The sequence below is a fragment of the Pseudomonas sp. Sample_20 genome (assembly GCF_004307585.1).
Lineage (GTDB): Bacteria > Pseudomonadota > Gammaproteobacteria > Pseudomonadales > Pseudomonadaceae > Aquipseudomonas > Aquipseudomonas atacamensis.
Map to the genome: position 1 here is coordinate 1 of NZ_RCOA01000083.1, position 19,503 is coordinate 19,503.

Consider the following 19,503-nt stretch of genomic DNA (forward strand, 5'->3'; position numbering starts at 1 on the left):
ATAAGAGACAGCACCAACAGTGCGCTGGCCGGTTTTCACCCCGCCGTCAGCGCCTGGTTCAACAAGACTTTTCCGGCGGTCACCGCCGCTCAGGCCCGTGCGTGGCCGTTGATCCGCCAGCGCCGGTCGACGCTGATCGCCGCGCCTACTGGCTCCGGCAAAACCCTGACCGCGTTCCTCGCTGTGCTCGATGAGCTGGTACACCGAGGCCTGGAGCATCCTGACGGTTTGCCCGCCGAAACCCTCGTGGTCTACGTCTCGCCGCTGAAGGCACTGTCCAACGACATTCAGATCAACTTGCAGAATCCGCTCGCTGGCATCACTGCGCAATTGCGCGAAATGGGCCTGCCGCGGCTGACCATCACCACCGCCGTGCGCACGGGCGACACCCCGCAGAAAGACCGCGCCGCCATGCGCAAGATCGCGCCGCACATTCTGGTCACCACGCCGGAATCGCTGTACGTGCTGCTTGGCTCGGAATCCGGACGCAGGATGCTCGGCACCACGCGCACGGTGATCATCGACGAAATCCACGCGATGGCCGCCGGCAAGCGTGGCAGTCATCTGTCCTTGAGCCTTGAACGGCTGCAAGCGTTGTGCGCCGAACCGCTGACCCGCATCGGCCTGTCCGCCACGCAGAAACCGGTAGAAGCCGTGGCGCGGTTTCTGGTCGGTCATGCCCGCCCCTGCGAAATCGTCGACATCGGCCACGCCCGCCCTCGGGATCTGGGCATCGAGGTGCCGCCGGTGCCGTTGTCGGCGGTGATGGCCAACGATGTCTGGGAACTGGTGTACGAGCGCCTCGCCGAACTCGCTCGCGAGCATCGCACCACACTGATTTTCGTCAACACCCGACGCCTTGCCGAGCGCCTCAGCCGGCATCTGAGCGAGCGCCTCGGCAAGCAGGCCGTGGCGGCGCACCACGGCAGCCTGGCCAAGGAGTTTCGCCTCGACGCCGAACAACGGCTCAAGCGCGGCGAGTTGCAGGTGCTGATCGCCACTGCATCATTGGAGTTGGGCATCGATATCGGTGAAGTCGACCTGGTCTGCCAGATCAGTTCACCGCGCTCGATTGCTGCGTTTCTGCAAAGGGTTGGCCGTTCCGGACATCAGGTCGGCGGCACGCCCAAGGGGCGTTTGTTCGCCACCACCCGCGACGATCTGATCGAGTGCGCCGCCCTGCTCGACTGCGTGCGCCGGGGCGAGCTGGATACGCTGCACATTCCGGAAAAGCCGCTGGACGTGCTGGCGCAGCAGATCATTGCCGAGGTCAGTTGCCAGGAATGGTCGGAGGACGCGTTGCTGGCGATGTTCCGCCGAGCGTGGCCGTATCGCGATCTCGACGAAAAACACTATCAGGCCCTGCTGAGCATGCTCGCCGAGGGTTACAACGGCCGTCAGGGCATTCGCAGCGCCTACCTGCACCGCGACGCTGTCAGTCGCACCTTGCGTGGCCGGCGTGGTGCGCAGCTGACCGCCGTGACCAGCGGCGGCACCATTCCGGACAACGCCGACTACAGCGTGCTGCTCGAACCTCAGGGCTTGAACATCGGCAGCGTCAACGAAGATTTCGCCGTGGAAAGTATCGCTGGCGACGTGTTCCAGCTCGGCAACACCTCGTACCGCATCTTGCGAGTGGAAAGCGGCAAAGTGCGGGTCGAGGATGCGCAGGGCATGCCGCCGACCATTCCGTTCTGGCTCGGCGAAGCGCCGGGGCGCAGTGATGAACTGTCGGCGGCCGTCGCGCGCCTGCAAGCGCAGTTGGACGAATTGCTCAGCGCCAGCCCCGGTAATCTGCAACCGGCGCTCGACTGGCTGACCACCATACTCGGCCTCAACCTCGCCAGCGCCGAGCAACTGGTCGAATATCTGGCGCGCGCGCGGCAAACCCTCGGCGCCCTGCCCTCGCAGGACACGCTGTTGATGGAGCGGTTTTTCGACGAGTCCGGCGGCACCCAATTGATCATTCACACGCCGTTCGGCAGCCGCATCAACCGCGCCTGGGGCCTGGCGCTGCGCAAGCGTTTCTGCCGCACGTTCAACTTCGAGTTGCAGGCCGCCGCCAGCGAAGACGCGATCGTGCTGTCGCTGTCCACCAGTCACAGTTTTGAGCTCGACGAGGTCTGGCGTTACCTGCACAGCAACAGCGCCGAACACACCCTTATTCAAGCCGTGCTCGATGCGCCCTTGTTTGGCGTGCGCTGGCGCTGGAATGCCGGGGTGGCGCTGGCGTTGCCGCGCTTTACCGGCGGGCGCAAAGTCGCTCCGCAACTGCAACGGATGAAAAGCGAAGACCTGATCGCCAGCGTCTTCCCCGACCAGATCGCCTGCCTGGAAAACCTCGCCGGCGAGCGCGAAGTCCCCGAACATCCGTTGGTGGAACAGACCCTCGACGATTGCCTGCACGAAGCGATGGACAGCGAAGGCTGGCTGACCCTGCTGCGGCGCATGGAGCGTGGCGAGGTGCGCCTGATCGCCCGTGATTTGCCGGCACCGTCGCCACTGGCGGCAGAAATCCTCAGCGCCCGGCCGTACACGTTTCTCGACGACGCGCCGCTTGAGGAACGCCGCACCCAAGCGGTGATCAACCGGCGCTGGAGCGATCCGCAGTCGACCGATGACCTCGGCGCGCTGGACGCCGACGCGATCACGGCGGTGCGCGAAGAAGCCTGGCCGTCGCCCAATTCCATGGATGAAATGCACGAAGCGCTGATGAGCCTCGCCTGCATCAGTGACGCCGAAGCGCGCGCCAACGCGGGTTGGCCGGACTGGCTGCAAATGCTGATGGCCAGCGGCCGCGCCTGCCGGTTGCAGATCGACGCCGAGCATCAGTTGTGGCTGGCTCGCGAACGCCTGAGTTGCCTGCAGGCACTTTATCCACAAGCCACGTTGGCGAGCGCAGCAGTGGCGCTACCCGGATTCAACGAGGCGTGGACATTCGATGAAGCGCTGGTCGAAGTGATCCGCGCCCGCCTCGGTGCCTTTGGGCCAATCCCGTTGCCCGCCATTGCCGAGCCGCTCGCGCTGCCAGCCGCGCAAGTCAATCAGGCCCTCGCGCAACTGGAGCGTGAAGGTTATGTGTTGCGCGGCCAGTTCACGCCGAACAGCGCGATTGAAGAATGGTGCGAACGCCATCTGCTGGCGCGCGTCCATCGCTACACGGTCAAGCGCCTGCGCCGGGAAATCGAACCGGTGGCATTGCAGGACTTCATGCGTTTTCTGTTCGACTGGCAGCATCTGACGCCGGCCACCCAAGGTCAGGGCAGCGCGGTGCTGCCGGCGATTGTCGGCCAGTTCGAAGGTTACCCGGCGGCAGCTTCGGCGTGGGACAGCGACATCCTGCCGGCCCGCCTCAAGGACTATTCGCCGAGCTGGCTGGATGAACTGTGCCGCAACGGCAAACTGGTGTGGACGCGCATCAATGCGCGGCAGAAGGTCAGCGGCTCGGCATTGCGCAGTACGCCGATTGTGCTGCTGCCGCGCAGCCAAGTGGGTCTGTGGAGTGCATTGGCAGAACAGACACCAGTGAGTGAGTTATCGCCGAAAACACAGAAAGTCTTCGAGGCGCTGAGTCAGCATGGCGCGCTGTTTTTCGATGAGTTGATTCATGAAGCACGCCTGCTGCGCAGCGAACTGGAAATCGCCTTGCAGGAACTGGTCGCCGCAGGTTTGGTGAACGCCGACAGCTTCGCCGGCTTGCGTGCGCTAATCACTCCTGCAAGCAAGCGCCAGCAGCGCAGCAGTCGACGCGGACGCGGGGCGTTTATCGGCGGCATGGACGATGCCGGGCGCTGGGCATTGCTGCGCCGGGGTTCGTCAGCCGATGCCGCCGAGACACTCGAACACGTCGCCATGACCCTGCTGCGCCGCTACGGCGTGGTGTTCTGGCGCTTGCTCGAACGCGAAGCGGACTGGCTGCCGAGCTGGCGGGAATTGCTGCGCACCTTTCATCGTCTGGAAGCGCGGGGCGAGATTCGTGGCGGGCGATTTGTCAGTGGTCTGGCTGGCGAGCAGTTTGCCTTGCCCGAAGCCATTCCCTTGCTGCGCGAAGTACGCCGACGCCCGCAGGACGGCAGCCTGGTGGCGGTGTGCGGAGTTGATCCATTGAATCTGGCCGGGACGTTGTTGCCCGGGGTGAAAGTGCCGGCGCTGGTGAGCAATCGGCTGGTGTATCGCGATGGCGTGCCGGTGGCGGCGGTGATTGCCGGCAAGCAGCAGGTTTGGGTAGAGCTGGATCCGATAGCCATGGGACAACTGCATGCCAAGCTGATCCGGCATTGAGAGTGTTCGCACCGGCGTCTTCGCGAGCAGGCTCGCTCCCACAGTTCAATCCCGTTTCCCCTGTGGGAGCGAGCCTGCTCGCGAATGGCCGGCCCTGCACCCCAAAATCATGCTTCAGGTCCGCGACTCCTGCGGCACCTCACCCGCAACCACCGCCCCTTCCTCCTGCCGCTTAGGCAACAGAACCTGTTGTGGATAAGTCTGCGCAAAATGCACATTCGGTGTGTTATCCACAAGCTTCTTCAAGCGCTGGTTGAACGCGCGGCTCACCGCATATTGGCCACCGGACACCGTGCGGAATTGCGCCGTCAACACCACGCCGTTCAAGTCCATCTTGTCCACGCCAAACACATCCAGCGGCCCTTGCAGGTTGTACTTGAGGAACGGGTCTTCACGGATAGAATCGCCGGCCTCGCGGATCAGCTCGATGGCCTTGTCGACGTCGGTGTCGTAGGTGAACTGCACCGAGAAAAATGCGAAGGCGAACTGGCGGGATTGGTTGGTCACAGCCTTGATCTGGCCGAACGGCACCGAGTGCACAAAGCCTTTGCCGTCACGCAGGCGCAAGGTGCGAATGGTCAGGCCTTCCACGGTGCCGGCGTGGCCGGAATCAAGCACCACCCAGTCGCCGATCGACAGGGTGTCTTCGATGATGATGAACAACCCGGTGATGACGTCCTGCACCAGTTGCTGCGAACCGAAACCGATCGCCAGACCGACCACGCCCGCACCGGCCAGTAGCGGCGCGACATTGATGCCGAGGTTGGCCATGGTGGTAATCGCGCAGATCACCACGAGGATGATTTTGATCGCATTGCGCAACAGCGGCAGGATGGTTTTTACCCGTGTGCTCGGCTGGCGTGCCGCGCGTTTGCTCAGCGGCGGTTTCAGCGCTTCCTGAATCGCCGTGTCGAGCACCACCCACAGCAGCCACGTCACCAGGAAGATCAGACCGATGCTGCTCAAGGCATTGCTGATCGCCCGGCCGACCGTGCTGCTCTGGGCGAAATCGAGCAGCGACACGCCCCAGATCCGCCCGAGAATATCGATGAACACAATCGCCATGACGATCCGCAGCAACGCATGCAACAGGCTGAGAAAACGTTCCTTGTAGGCACTGCTGCGCTGGATCGCCTCGGCCTTGCGCGACTTGAACAGGTGCTGCAACACCGTGCTGAGAAACACCGTGGCGATCAGCAGCACGGTAGTGAACAAGGCGCAGCGCAGGGCTTTCTGATTGTCCTCGCCAATGCCGATCAGGCTGACTGCCGAGACCAGCACCATCAGCACGATCGGCCAGTACCACAACCCGGAAAATATCCGCAGCGACTCCTGCAGCGACGGTTGTTTCAAACGCTGGCTGAGCGGGCGATTGCGGATCAGATGCGCCACGGGCCGGCGCAGGCGAATCACCAGCAAACCGAAAATCACCGAGGCGATCAGCCCGGTGAACACGGCGATGCTGCTGGTGATATTGCCGCCCAGTTGCCGGGCGATCTGCGGGCTGGTCAGGGCATCGCTGAGGGCTGCGAGAAAGCCGATCAGGAACAGCGGGCGCGGGCAGTATTCACGGATGATTCGTGCGGCGGCGCGCTTGTGCCCGACGTTGAACATCACCACCACGCACAACAACATTGATGTGGAGAAGATACCGCTGCTGGTGGCATAGGCCAGACACAGCGCCAGCGCACGGCCCACCGAAGCTTGCAGAAAATGGCTGACATACAGTGTCAGCGGCAGGCAGATCAGCGCCGGCACGGTGTAAGGCAGCACGTAGCCGAGCAGATCCTGACTGCGCTGGCGGGTGCGCAACCAGCGGCCCTCACGCAGACGCTTGGCCAGCAAACTGCCGAGCACGGTGAGCAGAGCGAAACTGCCCAGCCATACGCCCGACAACGTGAGGAAATCCCCGGCCACGCTCCAGCCGGAGCGGTTCGACGGTTGCTTGACCAGCCTGTCGACCTCATCCGCCGCGCGGTCGGCGCGCAGCCGCCAGGCATCGACCAGGTGTTCGTTGAGATCGAGTTTTTCCTGCACATCGTCGATGCTCGTACTGATCGCCCCGAGCAGACCACCCTGCACCAGCGGTTCCGGTTCGGCAGGTTTTTCCGCCGTATCGGCGGCAGCCGGAACGCCCGGTAGCGCGGCGGCTTGCGATGCGTTGACGCCGAAGCACAGCAGCGCTCCCAGCAGAATGGCGATCCTGAAATTGCGCAAAGCTCCGATCTCCCGTGGCTGACCCTGGTAAGGAACTGATCGGTAATTGCGCGGCAAGTTCAAGAGCCCCCTCACCCCAGCCCTCTCCCCCAGGAGAGGGAGTCGACCGAGTTGCCTGACCAAAATCACCAACTGCACGCCTTGAGTCGAACTCAAGTCCTGAAGACCATGCAGATCTGCTCCCTTCACAGTCGTACGCGATTTCAGGAGGCATGAAGATCTGCTCCCTTCCCCCTCGCCCCCTTGGGGGAGAGGGTTGGGGTGAGGGGGTAAGCTCTTGATCTTCGCTTCACCCGCGACCATCCGTAACACCACCGAAACTTTCCCGCCCCCGCCGCAGTCATCACAGAACATCGGCAACACGAGGACTTTCTACGGGAGGATGGGATGGCGACGATTCACATCGGTATTTCAGGCTGGCGCTACGCCCCGTGGCGCGGGGATTTCTACCCGAAGGGACTGGCGCAGAAGCGCGAATTGCAGTTCGCCTCCCGCGCGGTCAACAGCATTGAAATCAATGGATCGTTCTACGCCCTGCAACGCCCCGAACGTTACGCCCAGTGGTACGCCGAAACCCCTGATGACTTCGTCTTCAGCGTCAAGGCACCGCGCTTCATCACCCACGTGCGCCGCTTGCGCGAAATCGAAAAACCGCTGGCGAATTTCTTTGCCTCGGGTGTGCTGGAGCTGAAGGAAAAACTCGGGCCGATCCTCTGGCAGTTTCCGCCAAACTTCAAATTCGACGCCGAGCGTTTCGACCATTTTCTCGCGCAACTGCCCCACGACACCCAAGCCGCAGCAGCCCTCGCCCGCCAGCACGATTCGCATCTGCCCGGACACGCTAGCGTCAAAGCTTGGCGCAAGAAGCCGTTGCGCCATGCCGTGGAAATCCGTCACGAGAGCTTTATCGACCCGGAGTTCGTGCGCCTGCTCAAGCGCCATAACACCGCGCTGGTGGTCGCCGACACCGCCGGCAAATGGCCGTACCGCGAAGACCTCACCAGCGACTTCGTCTATCTGCGCCTGCATGGCGCCGAAGAGCTCTACGCCAGCGGTTATTCCGAACAAGCGCTCAAGCGCTGGGCCGAGCGCATCGACGCCTGGCATCACGGTAAACAGCCAGAGGACGCCCACCTGATAGCGCCACGCCTGAAACCCCGCGCGCGCAAATCCCGCGAAGTGTTCTGCTACTTCGACAACGACATCAAAGTCCGCGCGCCCTACGACGCACGCAACCTCTTGCAGCGTTTCGACCTCGACAAAGACCTCGCCACGACTCCCGGGCAAGTTGCCGCAGAAGGAGTTTTGTCATGAGCATTCCCGAACCGGTCGGTTTTACCGACGAAGGCTCCGTGGTTGCGCCCTCGGTGCGCACCTTCACCGTACTGACCGTCAACACCCACAAGGGCTTCACCGCACTGAACCGGCGCTTCATTCTGCCGGAGCTGCGTGAAGCGGTGCGCAGCGTCGCCGCCGACGTGGTGTTTCTGCAGGAAGTGCACGGCACGCACGAGCAGCATCCGAAACGCTACGACAACTGGCCGACGATGCCGCAATACGAATTTCTCGCCGACAGCCTCTGGCCGCAATTCGCCTACGGGCGCAACGCCGTGTACCCGGCGGGCGATCACGGCAATGCGCTGTTGTCGAAATTCCAGATCATCCGCCACGACAACCTCGACGTGTCGATCAGCGGCCATGAAAACCGCGGCCTGTTGCATTGCGTGCTGCGCCTGCCTGGCGACGGCACCGAAGTGCACGCGATCTGCGTGCATCTGGGCCTGCGCGAGAGCCACCGCAACGCGCAACTGGATCTGCTGATGCAACGTCTCGCCGAATTGCCCGCCGACGCCCCGGTGATCGTCGCTGGCGATTTCAATGACTGGCGCCAGCGCGCCGATGCGCAGCTCAAGCCCTGTGGCCTGCGCGAAGTGTTCGCCGAGCAGTACGGCAAACCGGCGCGCAGTTTTCCCGCGCGGCTGCCAGCGCTACGACTCGACCGCATCTACGTACGCAACCTCAAGGCCAGCCGGCCAAAAGTATTGACCAACCGGCCATGGTCCCACCTTTCCGACCACGCACCGTTATCGGTGGAGATTGAACTATGAACAGTGCGCCACTGGAAAAATCTGCCGTTGACCCGGTCCCGCTGAACCCGCCGGTGCGCGAGCCCGGCCACGTTGACGTCGAGTATCAATGGCACAGCAATAACCGCGTAGAACTGCTGGAGAACGGCGAGGAGTACTTCCCCCGCGTGTTCGAAGCGATGCGCGCAGCCAAGAGCGAGATCCTGCTGGAGACCTTCATCGTTTTCGAAGACAAGGTCGGCGCCGAGTTGCAGCAGATCCTCATCGAAGCCGCCCAGCGTGGCGTGCGCACCACGGTCAGCCTCGACGGCTTCGGCTGTGGCGAGCTGAGCACTGGCTATCTGTCGGCCTTGAGCGATGCCGGCGTGCATCTGCAGATCTTCGATCCGGCGCCGAAGCACCTGGGCATCCGCACCAACTGGTTCCGCCGCTTGCACCGCAAGATCGTGGTGGTCGACGGCTTGATCGCGTTCATCGGCGGGATCAACTTTTCCGGCGATCACCTGGCCGATTTCGGCCCTGAAGCCAAGCAGGATTACTCGGTGGAGATCCAGGGCCCGGTGGTCGCCGATATCCATCACTTCGCCCTGCTGCAAAGCGGTCGTCCCGGACGCGCGCGGTTCTGGTGGCAGCGCCGGCGCCAGCGTCTGGAGGAAATGGCCTTCACCGATCACGACGGCCAGGTGCGCCTGGTGTTCCGCGATAACGATCAACACAACACCGATATCGAAGACGTGTATTTGCAGGTGCTGCGCAAGGCGAAGCGCCGGGTGATCATCGCCAACGCCTACTTCTTTCCCGGCTACCGTTTGCTGCGCGAAATCCGCAACGCCGCCCGCCGTGGCGTCGAGGTGCGGCTGATCCTGCAAGGCCAGCCGGACATGCTCGTGGCGAAACTGGCAGCGCGCATGACCTACGATTATCTGCTGCGTGCCGGCGTGCAGATCCACGAATACTGCCAGCGCCCGCTGCACGGCAAGGTCGCGCTGGTCGACGATGACTGGAGCACCGTGGGCTCGAGCAATCTCGACCCGCTGAGCCTGTCGCTGAATCTGGAAGCCAACGTACTGATCCGCGACCGCGCGTTCAATCAGCACCTGTACGAACGCCTCGAAGACCTCAGCCAGAACCACTGCAAAGCCATGGACGCCAAGCTGTTGCCGCGTGGGCGCATCTGGCACATGACCGTGGGTTTTCTGGTGTTCCACTTCCTGCGGCACTTCCCGGCCATGGCCGGTTGGCTGCCGGCACATAAACCGCGTCTGAAGCCGTTCCGAGGTGCGCGTCCATGAGTCATTCCGAAGTGCACTCCGATAGCCATTCGGCAGAAGCGGCGCCGTCGAAATGGAGCCGCTGGAAACGTCCGCTGACCATCCTGTTTTTCCTCGCGCTGATCGTCCTGCTGACGATGTTCGCCACCCGCATCGAATGGGCCGAGGTGCTGGAGACCCTCGCCGATTTCAAGGTGCGCACGCTGATTATCGCCGCCAGCCTGACGTTGCTGAGCTTTCTGGTTTACGCCAGTTTCGACCTGATCGGCCGCACTTACATTCGGCAAGACCTGACCTGGAAGCAGATCCTGCCGGTGGGCATCATCAGCTACGCCTTCAACCTCAATCTCAGCGCCTGGGTCGGCGGCATCGCCATGCGCTATCGCCTGTATTCGCGGCTGGGCGTAAGCAAAGGCAACATTGCCAAGATTCTCGGCCTGAGCCTGGCGACCAATTGGTTCGGCTACATGACCATCGCCGGCGTAGTGTTCAGCAGCGGTCTGGTGACGATGCCGCCGGGCTGGAAGCTCAGCAGTTCGGCCTTGCAACTGGTCGGTGTGTTATTGCTGTTGGTCAGTGCCGGCTATCTGGCGGCGTGTCAGTTTTCCAAGCGCCGCGAGTGGTCTATACGCGGCGTGGAAATCAACCTGCCGTCGCTGCGCATGGCGGTGCTGCAATTGCTCTTGGGCGCGTTGAACTGGTCGCTGATGGCGGCGGTGATCTTCACTCTGCTGCCAAGCAAACTGGATTATCCGCTGGTGCTTGGGGTGCTGTTGATCAGCGCGATTGCCGGGGTCATTACGCACATTCCGGCGGGGCTGGGTGTGCTTGAGGCAGTGTTCGTGGCGCTGCTGCAGCACGAGGCATCGCGCGGCAGTCTGGTCGCGGGATTGCTGGCTTATCGAGCGATTTATTTTCTGCTGCCGCTGTTGATTACGGTGGTGATGTATCTGGTGGTGGAGGCTAAGGCCAAGGCGTTGCGCATAGAGAAGAAACCCACACATTAGAATCAAGATCAAAAGATCGCAGCCTTCGGCAGCTCCTACATTTGGAATGCAATCTGTCTGTAGGAGCTGCCGGAGGCTGCGATCTTTTGATTTCTCAGGATTGGATAATGCTCAACCGCTCCCCCACCACCATCTCGGTAATCCAGTCCACCAGAATCGAGGTGTAGGCCTGCTGCGACACCGGGTCACTCAACGCGTGATCCGCGCCATCGATGATCCGGTGGGTCAACGAGTGGGTCTGCTGACACGCGGCGCGGTAACTCATGATCGTCGCGTGGGGCACGAAATCGTCGGTTTCCGATTCCACCAACAGCACGTCGCCAGTGAATTGCGAGCAGGCATGCAGGGCGCGATTGCTGTCGGCGCGCACCAGCGTGCCGCGATAATCGCGCAGGTCGGCCTTGTCCAGATCGCGTTTGGGCGTGTGCCATTGTTCATCCCGGTACAGCGCCGGCACGCGCAGCGCCAGCCAGCGCACCGGGCGCAGTGACGTCAGGATCGAGGCCAGATAACCGCCATAACTGGTGCCGACCACGGCGATCGCCGAGGTATCCAGCGCCGGGTGCGCCAGCAGGCGATCGTAGGCCGCCAGCAAATCACGCAGATTGTCTTCACGGGTCACCCGGGTCAGCGGAATTCCTGTGCCGCCGGTGTGCCCGCGCAGGTCGAAGGTCAGGCATACGCAACCCAGGCCGGCGATGCCTTTGGCCCGCTCCAGATCACGTTCCTGACTGCCGCCCCAACCGTGAACAAACAACACCCCCGGGACCTTCGATTTGGGACTGAGAAAGGTCCCACTCATCTGTTCGTCATCAATGTCGATTTGAATGCTTTCGCTTCTAGCCGTCATAGGATTGGACCGTCACATATTTGAGAAGAAATGCGCTGTTTTCCGCCGGTCCGCGATAGACCTCGATAGCGTCCGCCGGCAGCGCCTGATCGGTATAGGTTTCCACCGACGACACGCGAATCGCGCGCATCTGTGGATCGTTGACGAAGCTTTGCAGCGCCGCCACTTCGGCGCTGCTGGCACCGCCCATGCGCCAGGATTGTTCGAGCACGCCGCTGCGCGGGTTGCCGCTGGCGTCGAGGCCCTGGGCGATATCGTAATTGCGCCGCGAGGCGAAGAAGCGCGGGTAAGCTTCGTTGGCGGCACTGTCGAAGACCTGCGCCTGCTCGATGGCCAGACGCACATCATCAGGCAGATCCAGCGCGAGCAATTGGTCATAGCCCCCTTGCACCACCAGCAGATTCGAACCGCCGTAGACCTCTTCGCCCTGGCCGTCCTCGGTCAAGTATTGATCACCACAGTAGCTCAACACTTTGCCGCCGATGAACGACTGGCCGACGCTGTGGGTGACGACGTTGCTCAAGTCCTGCTCCAGCACTACGCCGTCCCTGAACAGGCTTTGCGCCTCGGGCCGCGCGAGGATCTCATCGAACGCGTCGAGGCTTTTGATCACTTCCTGACCGCGACCGGCGCAAGCGTGAACCGGCTTCAAGCGAATCGGCCCGGCGTACAGCAAATGTTCGGCGGCGGGCCGTGCATCTTCCAGGGCAAATACGCTGAGACCGTCGAGCACTACATTGCGCACCCGTTCCGAAAACAGCGGCGACCAGCCCTGCGGAGCGTGCGCCAGATGGCTGCGCAAGCCGTGGCTGATGGCTTTGGTGCAGATGAAATCGTATTCGACGTAACCGCCCCACAAGTCATCGGGGCCGTTGATGCCAAGTGCTTGCGCGTGGGCTGCGCCGACGATGGTTTGTGTCGGCAGCAGATAGAGGTCGCGGCCCGAATGTTTGGCCGGGTCGTAACTGCCGCCGAACTTGCAACCGAGAATCTGCGCCAACCAGCGCGCCAGAGCCTTGTTGGTCTCGACTTCATGTTGCGGCGCCTCGGCACGCACCGAATGGGCAACGACAATTTTCTTGCTGGGTGTCGGGGTCATGCGTTCCCCTTTCATCAGTCGATGGGTTCACTCAGGGAAATTGCAGAGATCAGGCCAATCAACGATCCCCACGAACCGCCCGATAATCGGGAGCTTGCCGTGACTGTGCTGGCATCACGCCTGTTTCAAACTGCACGACAGCGCGCAAAACTCCGGCAAATTGCACGATCCGTGGTCCTGTGCAAAAACCTGTGGGAGCTGGCTTGCCAGCGATGGCGGTGGATCAGTCACCTGTTTTGCAACTGATTGATCGCATCGCTGGCAAGCCAGCTCCCACAGGGTTACTCCAGTGCCCAGGCTACCGCGTCAGACCAAACCGCCCCCGGTAATCACTCGGCCCCAACCCGGTAATTTTCTTGAAAATCGCGCGAAACGCGCCCGGATCCTGATAGCCCACCGTCCAGGCAATGTGGTCGATCGTGCCATTGGTGAACTCGAGCATTTCTCGCGCTTTGCCAACCCGCAGGTGCTGGCAATACTCGGTCGGTTTCAAGCCTGTCGCGGCGCGGAATCGGCGCAGGAAAGTGCGTTCTTCAAGGCCCGCGCGCTCGGCCATCGCGTTCAGCGAAACATCCGTCGCCCCGGTGCTTTGCAGCCAGTGCTGGACCTTGAGAATCGCCGCGTCGCCATGACTGAGGATCGGCGCGAAATTGCTCCCGCATTCACTGGCGCTGTCGCTGTGTTCCATCACCAGAAAACGCGCGGTCGCGGTGGCGATGCTGGGGCCGAGCAAGCGATCGAGCAGGCGCAGCCCCAGTTCCGACCAGGCCATCAGCCCCGCCGTGGTGATCAGGTCACCGTCGTCGATAATCGGCGTGTCGGCCTTCAGTTTGATCTTCGGGTAACGCTCGGCAAACGCCTGGGCCGAGGTCCAGTGGGTGGTGGCGCTGCGACCGTCGAGCAAGCCGCTTTCAGCGAGCATCAACGAGCCCACACAAACACCACCAAGGGTTGCGCCGCGCGCATGCTGATCGCGCAGCCATTGCGCAAGACTCGCGGTCATCTGTGCCGCATCGAACCCGCCAAGGGACGGCGGAATCAGCACGGCGAGCAAAGCGTCCTCACCGCCCGGATGACTGTCATAGACCCGCGCCGGCAACTGCTCGCCCTCGACCTGCCAGTGACTCACCCGCAGCAAGGGCAATTGCACAGCCTGATACTCGGCGGCGATGCGGTTGGCCACCGCGAACAGGTCGGTCAGACCGTGCACCGCCGCCAGTTGCGCGCCGGGGTAAATCAGCACGCCCAGTTCAGCGGTGGCGGCTCTTTGTGCAGCCATTGTCAGTTTTCCCCCGTCTATTGTCGGTGCGGCCAATCCTCGAATCCTCGGCAAGCGCCAATACTGAGACCACACCCAATCACTGCCTCGAGGACAATCCCATGGCCAAGCAAGCGCTCATCGTAGTCGATATCCAGAACGACTACTTCCCCCAAGGCAAGTGGCCGCTGGTCGGCGCCGACGCCGCTGCCGACAACGCCGCACGGCTGATCGCAGCCTTTCGCGAAACGGGCAATCCGGTGGTGCACATTCGGCATGAATTCACCTCCGAGGATGCGCCGTTTTTCACTCCCGGCTCCGAGGGCGCGAAACTGCATCCGAAAGTGCTCAACCATGCCGATGAGCCGGTGGTGCTCAAGCACTTCGTCAACTCGTTCCGTGAAACCGAACTGAAAGCAGTACTAGACGAACACGGCATCACCGACCTGGTGGTGGTCGGCAGCATGAGCCATATGTGCGTCGATGGCATCACCCGCGCGGCGGCAGACATGGGTTACAGCGTGATCGTGATTCACGATGCCTGCGCCAGCCGTGATCTGGAATTCAATGGCCTGACGGTGCCGGCCGCCCATGTGCACGCAGCCTTCATGGCGGCGCTGGGTTTCGCCTATGCCAGCGTGGTATCCACTGACGAGTTCCTCAGCAGCAACGCCTAGCAACAACTGCGCAATCCCCTGGCCCGCCACGTTGCGGGCCTTTTTGCGTTTGTCATGAAAATCTCACGCGTGAGTCATTGATGGCACTTTGCATTGGTTGTAGTGTGGCCCACGCGTGAGACGCTCATAACCGGATTCCAGCCATGACAAGCCGCACTCCTACGCCTGCCGCAGCCAGCCTCAAGGGCGAGCGTGGCAAGACGTCAGCGAAAAAACCGTCGAGCTTCTACATGAAGCAGATGCGCGCAGGCCTGGCCGCCGCCGGTTATGTGAAACACGAAACTTGGGTGCTTCCGGAAAACCGAAGCTTGCTCAAGCAAATGGAGCAACAGCTACGCCAACCGATTCTGGCTGGCTCTTTCATGTCGGAGAAATACATGAGCGCAGGCAACAACTGGACCATCGACAGCCTCTTCAATGCCCTCAAGGCGCTGGACGAGGTGGCTTCCCAAGAGATTTCGCTGTCCCTGATCCAGAGCTCCGAGCCGAGCATCAAGCTGGAAATGAACGAATTCGGCGGCCTGCCGATTCACATCGCCCTGGCCGGCCAGCAGATCATCGTCGACACCGTGCTGGTGGACATCGATTCGATCAGCAACGTCCAGGCGTTCAACGATGCCGTGCTGCGCAGCCGCGAAATGTTCCCGCTGTCGTCGATCGGGATCGAGTCGATGCCCAATGGCCAGACCGTCTACAACATGTTCGGCGCCCTCAGTGCTGATTCGAGCCTGACCAACGTGGTTACCGAGGTGAAAACCCTGGTCGACAACGTGCAGCGCGCCAGCGAAGCCTTCGAACACTTCTTCAAGTAATCAACAGGGAATATCCAATGACTCAGTCCATCTGGAGCAAGTTGTTCACCGCACTGCGCGGCGGCGCCAATGAAGTCGGCGAAGCCATCGCCGACCAGCAGGCCCTGCGCATCCTCGATCAGGAAATCCGCGACGCCGACACCGCGCTGTCCAATGCTCGCCGCGAACTGGTAACGATCATGGCCAAGCACAAACTGGCCGCCGACCGCGTCAGCGAATACGACGCCAAGATCAAGGACCTCGAAGCCAAGGCTGTAGCCGCGTTGAATGCCGGCCGTGAAGACCTGGCGCTGGAAGTGGCCGAAGCTATTTCGACCCTGACCAACGACCTCGCTGCCGAGAAGAAACTCAGCGATGAATTCGGCGCCTACGCCGACAACATGCGCAAAGACATCAGCAAAGCCGAATCGCGGATCAAGAGCCTGCGCCAGCAGGTGGACATGGCCAAGGCCCGCGACAGCGTGCAGAAAGCCCAGGTCAGCGCCTCGATTGCCAGCGGCGGCGCCAACGGCAAACTGGAAACCGCAGTCGGCACCCTGAACCGCCTGCAAGCCAAGCAGCAGCAACGCGCTGCCGAACTGAGCGCAGCGGACGAACTGGCCGACGCCTCCACCGGCAACGATCTGGAACGCAAACTGCGCGACGCCGGCATCACGCCGAACGAAGGCAGCGCCAATGCGATCCTTGAGCGCCTGAAGCAGAAGTCCGCGCAGTAATGACTGATCGGTAACCTGTGGGAGCGAGCCTGCTCGCGAAAGCGTCGTGACAGTCAAAGAATCGAGTGACTGACACACCCCATTCGCGAGCAGGCTCGCTCCCACATGGTTTTGCGGCGTAATTGCCCCTGCTCGTTCACCGCTTCGCCCGTTACACTACCGCCACTTTTTCACCCCCGAACACCTCCACCCGCTTCAAGGAACGTACCCATGGGATGGTTTAAAGACTTGCTCGGCACCAGCAATTGGCAGACCGCTGCGCCAACGAGCACTGGCGCCAGCGGCCCGCTGGGCATGGCACAAGGCAAAGGCGTGCGCTTCGACACGACCCTGGCATTGCTGCTGGAAGGCTCGACTTCGGTGCGGGTGCCATTCGATCAAGCGGTGTGGAGCGCCGGTTGGGTCGATCTCGGCCAGTCCAACAAGCTGCACCGCTACTACATGAACGACGAGGATTTCTGGGTGCAGATCCACGTCACCGGCGATGATCAGGTCGAGTCGGTCACCCTGTTCAATTACCTCAGCTACGTGACGGTCAACAGTGACGCCGAACTGCAGCGTCTGGCCGGCCCGAACAGCCTGATCGGTCTGCCGACCTACAACCACGACGGTGTTGAATACACCCGCGAATGGGGCACCGAACTGCATCAGACTGAACTGGTGCCAATGACCGAACACGTGGTCAATCCGGACGAGTCCTACACCATCAAGCACCACGCCATGCTGTATGCCCGCGACACCGGTCTGACCGATCGCCGCGAACTGCTGCTGTTCTCCGTCGAACAGGACGAAGAAGGCACCGTCAGCCTGAGCACCTCGCTGGGCATCTCGCTGTACACGACTGATTTGAGCGCCATCTAAAAAAGGAAGTTTTTCATGCTGGAAGTCTTGGCCGTTTCCCTGAACAAAACCGCGCTGGTCGGTTTTGTCGTCTACCTGATCGGCGCCGTGTTGCTGTTCATGCTGTTTCAATTCGTCTACACGCGCATTACCGCACACAAGGAATTCGAACTGATCCGTGCCGGCAACACTGCCGCCGCCATTGCCCTGTCCGGGGCAATCATCGGTTTCGCGATTCCGGCGAGCAACGTGATCGCCTACTCGGTCAACGTGCTCGACTTCGTCCTCTGGGCGGTCATCGCCGCCGTCGTGCAGCTGTTGGCGTTCGTTGCGACCGGGCTGGTGCTCAAGGGCACTTCCCAGCGCATCGCCAACGGCGAAGTCGCGGCCGGCATCTATGTGGCTGCCGTGGCGATCAGCGTCGGCATGCTCAATGCCGCGTGCATGACCCCGTCCCACTGACCGGCAGGAAGCCTCTCGATGAAACGCAGCAAATACGTGCAATTGTCCCTCGCCGCGTCGGTGGCGATGGCGATTTCCGGTGAAGCAGCGGCGCTGGATCAGCCGCGCAACTTCCAGAGCGTTGAACAGTGTGTCGACGCCGAATTGGCCGCCGATCTCTGCTCCAGCGCCTACGTCGCCGCCCTGAACGAACACCGGCGCATCGCCCCGGCCTACACCGACAAGGCCAAGTGCGACGCAGACTTTGCCGCTGGCTGGTGTCAGAAAAATTCCGATGGCCGTTTCGTGCCGAAACTCGGCGGCTTCAAAGTGCCGGGCAATGCCGAGACGCCGCAAGATCTCGATGCCATCGCCAATTCGCAAATGCCGGCGGGCGGCACCACCACCAGCAGCAGTGCCAGCCACGGCGGCTCGCACTATTCCGGTGGCTCAGGTGGCGGCGGCAATGGCTGGCTGACCGGCTGGCTGATCGGCAACGCAATGAGCAACAACGCCGAACGCACCGTTTACCGTGATCGCGAAACGCGCCAGCCGTACAACACCTCAACGCAGTACCGCCGAGCTGACACAACCTCGCGCAGCCAGTCGGATTACGAGAGCAGCAAGAGCAAACCGGTGAACGTTGCGTCGTCGACTTCGCGCGGCGGTTTCGGCAGCCAGTCCAGCGCCCGCAGCGGTTGGGGTGGCTGGGGCAGCAGTTCCGGACGCTCGAGCAGCTGACATGAAAAAGATCCATTGCGCCGAGCGCCCCGACTGGAAACACACCGCCGAAAGCCTCGGTTTCCTGTTCCACACCATCGACGACGAACCGTACTGGGACGAAAGCGCCTACTACCAGTTCAGCCTCGCGCAGATCGAAAACGATCTCGAAGATCCGACCACCGAACTGCATGAGATGTGCATGGATCTGGTTGATCGCGTGGTCAACAGCGAAGAGTTGCTCGATCGCTTGAGCATTCCGGCGGCGTACTACGACATGATCCGCACCTCATGGCGCGAAGGTCATCCGCATCTGTACGGTCGTATGGACTTTTCCTACAGCGGCAACGGGCCGGCGAAACTGTTGGAGCTCAACTACGACACGCCGACCAGCCTCTATGAAGCGGCGGCGTTTCAGTGGGGCTGGCTGGAGCAATGCATCGAGCGTGGCACGCTGCCGCCGCATGCTGACCAGTTCAACAGCATCGACACCAAGCTGCATCAGGCCTTCGCCGAGTTGCAGTTGAAGCGGCCGTTCTACTTTGCCTCGATGAAAGACTCGGTCGAGGACAAAGGCACCACCGATTACCTGCGGCTGATCGCGGAAAAGGTCGGCATCGAATCACGCCACATCGATATCGAAGACATCGGCCTGACGGCTGAGGGCCGTTTCGTCGATCTGCAGGATCGCTGGATCCCGCATCTGTTCAAGCTGCACGCCTGGGAATTCATCTTCCACGAACCGTTCGGCGCGGCGATCGCCGAGTGTGACACGCAGTTTTTCGAACCGGCGTGGAAGGCGATCCTGTCCAACAAGGGTGCGCTGCCGCTGCTGTGGGAATTGCACAAGGGACATCCGAATCTGCTCGCTGCGCACCTTGATCCGAATCCGCAGAGTGCCGTGCCGAAGGGCTGGGTGCGCAAGCCGTACTTTTCCCGCGAAGGTGCCAACATCGAACTGCAAACGGCAGAAGGTCTGATCGTCAAAGAGGACGGGCCTTACACCGATGCGCCGTTCATCCTGCAGCAGTTCGCGCCGCTGCCGAAGTTTGGCGACAGCTACACGCTGATTGGCTCGTGGGTGATTGGCGATGAGGCAGCGGGGATTGGTGTGCGTGAAGACAATAGTCTGATCACCAAGGATTCAAGTCGATTTTTGCCGCACCTGATCCTGGATTAAGACGAAATTACCTTGTGGGAGCGAGCCTGCTCGCGAAAGCGCCCTGT

Annotated in this window: 16 protein-coding genes; 12 read left to right on the top strand and 4 right to left on the bottom strand. The window is 61.8% G+C overall.

Going from position 1 to position 19,503, the window contains the following annotated elements; all coding sequences use genetic code 11:
* On the top strand, positions 1-4,281 hold the full coding sequence (locus tag D8U70_RS18055) for a DEAD/DEAH box helicase (protein WP_130929440.1): 4,281 nt from the start codon (positions 1-3) through the stop codon (positions 4,279-4,281).
* Between the two features lie 114 nt (positions 4,282-4,395).
* Here the strand turns inward: D8U70_RS18055 and D8U70_RS18060 are convergent, their stop codons facing one another.
* A complete protein-coding gene (locus D8U70_RS18060) occupies positions 4,396-6,498 on the bottom strand; it encodes a mechanosensitive ion channel family protein (protein ID WP_130929441.1) in 2,103 nt (700 codons plus the stop codon).
* A 387-nt stretch (positions 6,499-6,885) separates the two neighbouring features.
* On the opposite strand from D8U70_RS18060, the gene D8U70_RS18065 reads away from it, so the two are divergent.
* Genes D8U70_RS18065 through D8U70_RS18080 form a run of 4 tightly spaced genes read left to right on the top strand, consistent with a single transcriptional unit; the run spans position 6,886 to position 10,863 of the window.
* Positions 6,886-7,812, top strand: a complete 927-nt coding sequence (locus D8U70_RS18065; RefSeq protein WP_130929442.1) for a DUF72 domain-containing protein — start codon at positions 6,886-6,888, stop codon at positions 7,810-7,812.
* Complete coding sequence (locus D8U70_RS18070) at positions 7,809-8,606, top strand: endonuclease/exonuclease/phosphatase family protein (RefSeq protein ID WP_056790768.1); 798 nt, start codon at positions 7,809-7,811, stop codon at positions 8,604-8,606. The genes D8U70_RS18065 and D8U70_RS18070 overlap by 4 nt, the downstream gene beginning before the upstream one ends.
* Positions 8,603-9,877, top strand: a complete 1,275-nt coding sequence (clsB, locus tag D8U70_RS18075) for a cardiolipin synthase ClsB (RefSeq protein ID WP_016772961.1) — start codon at positions 8,603-8,605, stop codon at positions 9,875-9,877. The genes D8U70_RS18070 and clsB overlap by 4 nt, the downstream gene beginning before the upstream one ends.
* Positions 9,874-10,863 carry a lysylphosphatidylglycerol synthase domain-containing protein gene (locus D8U70_RS18080; RefSeq protein WP_130929443.1) on the top strand — a complete coding sequence of 330 codons (990 nt, stop codon included), beginning with the start codon at positions 9,874-9,876 and terminating at the stop codon, positions 10,861-10,863. Before clsB ends, D8U70_RS18080 begins: the two co-directional genes overlap by 4 nt.
* A 94-nt stretch (positions 10,864-10,957) precedes the next feature.
* Here D8U70_RS18080 and D8U70_RS18085 read toward each other — a convergent pair whose 3' ends face one another.
* The 3 genes from D8U70_RS18085 to D8U70_RS18095 all read right to left on the bottom strand — a co-directional run bounded on the left by D8U70_RS18085 (position 10,958) and on the right by D8U70_RS18095 (position 14,091).
* Positions 10,958-11,713, bottom strand: coding sequence for an alpha/beta fold hydrolase (locus D8U70_RS18085; protein ID WP_071173737.1), 756 nt, complete (start codon positions 11,711-11,713; stop codon positions 10,958-10,960).
* Positions 11,703-12,812, bottom strand: a complete 1,110-nt coding sequence (locus D8U70_RS18090; protein ID WP_130929444.1) for a DUF3182 family protein — start codon at positions 12,810-12,812, stop codon at positions 11,703-11,705. Before D8U70_RS18090 ends, D8U70_RS18085 begins: the two co-directional genes overlap by 11 nt.
* Before the next feature lie 298 nt (positions 12,813-13,110).
* Positions 13,111-14,091 carry a helix-turn-helix domain-containing protein gene (locus D8U70_RS18095; RefSeq protein WP_130929445.1) on the bottom strand — a complete coding sequence of 327 codons (981 nt, stop codon included), beginning with the start codon at positions 14,089-14,091 and terminating at the stop codon, positions 13,111-13,113.
* A 101-nt stretch (positions 14,092-14,192) separates the two neighbouring features.
* Here D8U70_RS18095 and D8U70_RS18100 point away from each other — a divergent pair, with 101 nt between their 5' ends.
* From D8U70_RS18100 to D8U70_RS18130, 7 genes are all read left to right on the top strand, one after another.
* Positions 14,193-14,747, top strand: a complete 555-nt coding sequence (locus tag D8U70_RS18100) for a cysteine hydrolase family protein (protein ID WP_130929446.1) — start codon at positions 14,193-14,195, stop codon at positions 14,745-14,747.
* Positions 14,748-14,890: 143 nt separating this feature from the next.
* Positions 14,891-15,559 (top strand): YjfI family protein, encoded by a 669-nt coding sequence (locus D8U70_RS18105; protein ID WP_130929447.1) that lies wholly within the window; start codon positions 14,891-14,893, stop codon positions 15,557-15,559.
* A 17-nt stretch (positions 15,560-15,576) separates the two neighbouring features.
* Complete coding sequence (locus D8U70_RS18110) at positions 15,577-16,275, top strand: PspA/IM30 family protein (RefSeq protein WP_041477670.1); 699 nt, start codon at positions 15,577-15,579, stop codon at positions 16,273-16,275.
* 210 nt (positions 16,276-16,485) lie between these two features.
* Positions 16,486-17,136, top strand: a complete 651-nt coding sequence (locus D8U70_RS18115) for a DUF2491 family protein (RefSeq protein WP_110646975.1) — start codon at positions 16,486-16,488, stop codon at positions 17,134-17,136.
* Positions 17,137-17,151: 15 nt separating this feature from the next.
* On the top strand, positions 17,152-17,577 hold the full coding sequence (locus D8U70_RS18120; RefSeq protein ID WP_016772952.1) for a DUF350 domain-containing protein: 426 nt from the start codon (positions 17,152-17,154) through the stop codon (positions 17,575-17,577).
* An 18-nt stretch (positions 17,578-17,595) separates the two neighbouring features.
* A complete protein-coding gene (locus D8U70_RS18125) occupies positions 17,596-18,297 on the top strand; it encodes a DUF1190 domain-containing protein (protein ID WP_130929448.1) in 702 nt (233 codons plus the stop codon).
* Position 18,298: 1 nt separating this feature from the next.
* Positions 18,299-19,456, top strand: coding sequence for a glutathionylspermidine synthase family protein (locus D8U70_RS18130; protein WP_130929449.1), 1,158 nt, complete (start codon positions 18,299-18,301; stop codon positions 19,454-19,456).
* The last annotated feature ends 47 nt before the right edge of the window (positions 19,457-19,503 follow it).